A 5,159-nucleotide genomic window follows, 5' to 3' on the forward strand; every position below is an offset into this window, starting at 1 on the left:
GTCGACGAGCTCCGTCTCGGCTACTTCGCAAACGTGACTCACGCGCCTGCCCTGGTCGGCCTCGAGGAAGGCCTCTTCGAGGATGCCCTCGGCGACGTCGACCTCACGACCCAGGTCTTCAACGCCGGCCCGGCCGCGATCGAGGCCCTGTCCGCGGGCGCGATCGATGCGACATACATCGGCCCGAACCCGTCGATCAACACGTTCATCCAGTCCGGGGGCGAGTCCGCGCACATCGTGGCCGGCGCGGCCACGGGCGGCGCGGCGCTCGTCGTGCGCGACGGCATCGACGACCCCGGTGACCTCGCGGGCACGACCCTGGCGACGCCGCAGCTCGGCAACACCCAGGACGTCGCCCTGCGCACATGGCTGGCCGACGAGGGCTACAAGACCGACACCTCGGGCGGCGGCGACGTCAACATCACCCCGACCGAGAACGCCCAGACCCTCACCCTGTTCCAGCAGGGCACGATCGACGGCGCATGGCTGCCGGAGCCGTGGGTCTCCCGGCTGATCTCTGAAGCCGGGGCGCACGTGCTGGTCGATGAGGCCGACCTGTGGGAGAACGGGGAGTTCCCGACCACCGTGCTGCTCGTCCGCGCGGACTTCCTCGAGGAGCACCCCGACGTCGTCGAGGACCTGCTCGAGGGGCACATCGCCGCCGTGCAGTGGATCGGCGACAACCCCGACACCGCCGGAGAGGTGATCAACGCCGCGATCGAGAAGGAGACGGGCAAGCCGCTCGCGGACGATGTCATCACGCGCGCGCTCGAGCACGTCACGTTCTCGGTCGATCCGCACGCCGACACGTTCGAGACGCTCGTGAAGAACGGCCTCGCCGCGGGCACGCAGAAGGAGGGCTCGATCGACGGCCTCTTCGATCTGACGCTGCTCAACGGGCTGCTCACGGCATCCGGCGCGGAGCCGGTCTCGGCCGCAGGACTCGGCAAGGACTGACATGACGACCCCGTCCGCACCGACCGGCGCCGAGCTTAATGGGGCTCCGCCCCAAAGCCCCGGCTCGCTGGCGCACGCCCCCAACGCGGCGGCGCCGGCGGTGCGCCCACCCAACCTGCTCGGCCCGAGCTTCGACGAGAGCGCGCCGGTCCGTCCGGCCGCGCCGGCGGCCGACCCCGCGGTGCGGATCCAGGACGTCGGCAAGCGGTTCGGCACCGGCCCGCTCGTGCTCGACGGCGTCGACCTCGACATCGCGCCCGGCGAGTTCGTGTGCCTGCTCGGCGCCTCCGGGTGCGGCAAGTCGACGCTGCTCAACCTGATCGCGGGCCTCGACAAGCCCACGACGGGACACATCGACACTCCCGCCGAGGGCTCTGCGGTGATGTTCCAGGAGTCGGCGCTGATGCCGTGGCTGAGCGCCCGCCGCAACGTCGAGCTGGCCCTGCGCCTGCGCGGGGTCGCTCGCAAAGACCGCACGGCCCAGGCCCTCGAGCTGCTCGACACGGTGAACCTCGCGGACGCCGCCGACAAGCGGCCCCACGAGCTCTCGGGCGGCATGCGTCAGCGCGTCGCCCTCGCCCGCGCCCTGGCCCAGGACCGGCCCGTCCTCCTGATGGACGAGCCCTTCGCGGCGCTCGACGCCATCACCCGCGACCTGCTGCACGAAGAGCTCGAGCGCGTATGGCGCGCCACCGGCCGCACGATCGTCTTCGTCACCCACAACGTGCGCGAGGCCGCGCGGCTCGGCCAGCGCGTCGTGCTGCTCTCGAGCCGGCCCGGCCGCGTCATCGACGAGTGGCGCATCACCCGCACCGTCGGCCGGCGCATCGAATCGCCCGAAGTGGCGGCGCTCTCGGTCGAGATCACCGACAAACTGCGCAAGGAGATCCGTCGCAATGCCGCTTGAGACGAGCGTGACAGACGTGAAGAAGGCGGATGCCGCGGCATCCGCCCGCTCGTCGCACGGCGACGACTTCCGCAGCCTCGAAGCCGGCCTCGACCGGCTGCAGACCGATCCCGAGCGCCCGACGAGCCGCTGGCGCACCTTCACCACGAGCGTCGTGCCGCCCGTCGTCTTCGTCGGCGCGCTTCTCTTGGCGTGGCAGCTGTACGTGACGATCGCGCAGCCGCGCCCCGACATCGCGCCGAGCCCGCTGGACGTTTTCGCCGCGCTCGGCGACGCGTGGGAGTCGGGCCGCCTCCAAGAGGCGGTCGCGACGAGCCTCGAGCGCGGGGTCATCGGCTTCCTGATCGCAATCGCCGTGGGCACGCCCCTCGGGCTGCTGCTCGCCGAGGTCAAGCCGCTGCGCCGGGCCATGGGCCCGATCATCTCCGGCCTGCAGGTGCTGCCATCGGTGGCGTGGGTGCCGGCCGCCATCATCTGGTTCGGCCTCAGCGACGCGACGGTCTACTTCGTGATCCTGATGGGCGCGATCCCGTCGATCGTCAACGGGCTCATCTCCGGCGTCGAGCAGGTGCCGCCACAGCTGCGTCGCGTGGGCACCGTGCTCGGCGCGAGTCGGACGCAGCTCGCCACCATCGTGATCCTGCCGGCGGCGCTTCCGGGCTACGTCGCCGGGCTCAAGCAGGGCTGGGCGTTCTCGTGGCGCTCCCTTATGGCCGCTGAGATCATCGCGACGGGCGGGACGATCGGGTTCGGCTTGGGGGCGATGCTCGATCAGTCCCGCGAGCTCGCCGACCTCGCCGGCGTACTCGGAACCATCCTCCTCATCCTCTTCATCGGCATCCTCATCGAGCTGCTCTTCTTCGGCCCGCTCGAGCGGCGGATGCTCCGCGGACGCGGGCTGCTCGTCACGGGAGGCGCCAAGTGACCGCCTCGACCGGGCGCGTCACGCTCGTGGGAGCGGGCCCGGGCGATCCCGGCCTGCTCACGGTGCGGGGCCTGCGCGCGCTCGAGGCGGCCGACGTCGTCGTGGCCGACCGGCTCGGCGCCCGCGCGGTGCTGGACGAACTCCAACTGGATGCCGAGATCGTGGATGTCGGGAAGCTGCCCGGCCACCACGCGGTGCCGCAGGACAACATCAACGAACTGCTGGTCGGCCTCGCCCGCGCCGGCAAGCGCGTCGTCCGCCTCAAGGGCGGCGACCCCTTCATCTTCGGCCGCGGCGGCGAAGAGGTGGAGTTCTGCCGGGCGGCGGGCGTCGACGTCGAGGTCGTCCCCGGGGTGACGAGCGCCATCTCGGTGCCCGCGATCGCCGGCATCCCCCTCACCCACCGCGGCATCGCGACGACCTTCACCGTCGTCACCGGCCATGACCAGATCGTCGCGCTCGGCGGCGGTCGCGACCACACCGTCGTGCTGCTGATGGGCGTCGGAACGCTCGCACACTCCGCGCACGTGCTCGCCTCCGGCGACCGCGGCGGCGACTGCCCCGTCGCGATCATCGAAGACGGCTACGGCGCGCGCCAGCGCGTCACGATCGGCACGCTCGACACGATCGCCGCGCAGGCGGCCCTGCGCAGCATCCGCTCACCCGCCGTGATCGTCGTCGGAGACGTCGTCACGCTCAGCCCCTACGCTCCCCAGGCGATCGCCGACGCTCGCCCCGCACCCGTCACCGAGGAGAGCCTCCTCGGTGCTCCCCACCGAAAGGCATCGCAGCAATGACCCTCCCGACCCTCCGCGTCGCGATCGTCGGAGCCGGCCCGGCCGGCATCTACGCGGGCAACATCCTCCGCCGTCAGGTCTCCGAATACGGCGGCGACGTGACCATCGATCTCTTCGAGTCGCTGCCCGCACCGTACGGCCTGATCCGCTACGGGGTCGCCCCCGATCACCCGCGCATCAAGGGCATCGTCAACTCGCTGCACGAGATGCTCGACTCGGGCGACGTGCGGCTCATCGGCAATGTCGAGATCGGGCGCGACATCGAGGTCGACGAACTGCGCGAGCGCTACGACGCGGTCATCTTCGCGACCGGCGCCCTCCGCGATGCTCCGCTGGAGGTTCCCGGCATCGACCTGCCGGGCTCGTACGGCTCGGCCGACTTCGTCGCCTGGTACGACGGTCACCCCGACGTGCCGCGCGAATGGCCCCTGACGGCCGAATCGATCGCGGTCATCGGCAACGGCAACGTCGCGCTCGACGTGGCGCGTGTTCTGGCGAAGCATCCGGCCGACCTGCTCTCGACCGACATCCCCGCCAACGTCTACGACGGTCTCGTGGCATCGCCCGTGACCGACGTGCACGTCTTCGGGCGCCGCGGGCCCGGGCACGTGAAGTTCACGCCGATCGAGCTTCGCGAGCTCGGCGAGATCCGGGATGTCGACATCGTGGTCTACGACGAGGACTTCGAGGCCGCGGCCGGCGACCCGCACGCCGAGGCGCTGCACGCGAGCAACAACCAGGTCAAGGTCATGACGCGCACGCTCAACAGCTGGCGCAAGCCCGCCGGTTGGACGCCGACCGCGTCGCGCCGGCTGCACCTGCACTTCTTGCACAGCCCCGTCGCGATCACGGGCGACGGTCGCGTCGAGGCCGTGCGCTTCGAGCGCACGCGTCCCGTGGGCGACGGGTCCGTCGTGGGCACCGGCGAGTTCGTGGACTATCCCGTGCAGGCCGTCTATCGCGCGGTCGGCTACGCGAGCTCGCCGCTCCCCGGGGTGCCGTTCGACGAGCTGCGCGCGGTGATCCCCAACCGCGAGGGTCGCGTGATCGACGAGACCGGCACGCCGCTTCCGGGCGTCTACGCAACCGGCTGGATCAAGCGCGGGCCGGTCGGACTCATCGGTCACACGAAAGGTGATGCGCTCGAGACGATCACCCACCTGGTGTCGGATGCCGCCGCCGGCATACTTCCCGTTCCGGTGGTGGATGCCGACGCCGACGTGCTGGACCTGCTCGAGGAGCGCGGCGTGCCGTTCACGACGTGGGAGGGCTGGCTCGCCCTCGACGCACACGAACGCGGGCTCGGCGATGCGTTCGAGGGGGAGACCGTTCGCGAACGCGTGAAGGTCGTCTCGCGCGACGAGCAGGTCGAGATCTCGCGCTCCGGCGCGCTCATCGAGTCGTGACGTACGTCATCGCGCTGCCCTGCGTCGACGTCAAGGATCGGGCGTGCATCGACGAGTGCCCCGTGGACTGCATCTACGAGGGCGATCGCTCGCTGTACATCCACCCCGACGAGTGCGTGGACTGCGGCGCCTGCGAACCGGTCTGCCCCGTGGAGGCGATCTACTAC

The 5,159-nt window shown here is 71.0% G+C and carries 6 protein-coding genes; all 6 read left to right on the top strand.

What is annotated here, in order from left to right; genetic code table 11:
• Positions 1-957: ABC transporter substrate-binding protein (locus tag VNT50_RS04355; protein WP_325483879.1), on the top strand; the 957-nt coding region annotated here is incomplete at its 5' end.
• Between the two features lies 1 nt (position 958).
• Positions 959-1,864 (top strand): ABC transporter ATP-binding protein, encoded by a 906-nt coding sequence (locus VNT50_RS04360; RefSeq protein ID WP_325483880.1) that lies wholly within the window; start codon positions 959-961, stop codon positions 1,862-1,864.
• Positions 1,854-2,789: an ABC transporter permease gene (locus VNT50_RS04365; protein ID WP_325483881.1), complete on the top strand. Its 936-nt coding sequence runs from the start codon at positions 1,854-1,856 to the stop codon at positions 2,787-2,789. Before VNT50_RS04360 ends, VNT50_RS04365 begins: the two co-directional genes overlap by 11 nt.
• The gene (gene cobA / locus VNT50_RS04370; protein ID WP_414683937.1) at positions 2,786-3,586 is read left to right on the top strand and encodes a uroporphyrinogen-III C-methyltransferase; all 801 of its coding nucleotides are present in this window, start codon (positions 2,786-2,788) and stop codon (positions 3,584-3,586) included. Before VNT50_RS04365 ends, cobA begins: the two co-directional genes overlap by 4 nt.
• The gene (locus VNT50_RS04375; protein ID WP_325483882.1) at positions 3,583-4,992 is read left to right on the top strand and encodes an FAD-dependent oxidoreductase; all 1,410 of its coding nucleotides are present in this window, start codon (positions 3,583-3,585) and stop codon (positions 4,990-4,992) included. The genes cobA and VNT50_RS04375 overlap by 4 nt, the downstream gene beginning before the upstream one ends.
• On the top strand, positions 4,989-5,159 hold a 171-nt coding region (locus tag VNT50_RS04380), incomplete at its 3' end, for a ferredoxin family protein (RefSeq protein WP_325483418.1). The genes VNT50_RS04375 and VNT50_RS04380, both read left to right, overlap by 4 nt.

Origin of the sequence: Microbacterium sp. (assembly GCF_035554235.1) — a bacterium.
Taxonomy (GTDB): Bacteria; Actinomycetota; Actinomycetes; order Actinomycetales; family Microbacteriaceae; genus Microbacterium.

Bases quoted from the DNA above. Each gene is read 5' to 3' on its own strand.
- VNT50_RS04360 (WP_325483880.1), top strand. From the start codon at position 959: ATGACGACCCCGTCCGCACCGACCGGCGCCGAGCTTAATGGGGCTCCG.
- VNT50_RS04365 (WP_325483881.1), top strand. From the start codon at position 1,854: ATGCCGCTTGAGACGAGCGTGACAGACGTGAAGAAGGCGGATGCCGCG.
- VNT50_RS04375 (WP_325483882.1), top strand. From the start codon at position 3,583: ATGACCCTCCCGACCCTCCGCGTCGCGATCGTCGGAGCCGGCCCGGCC.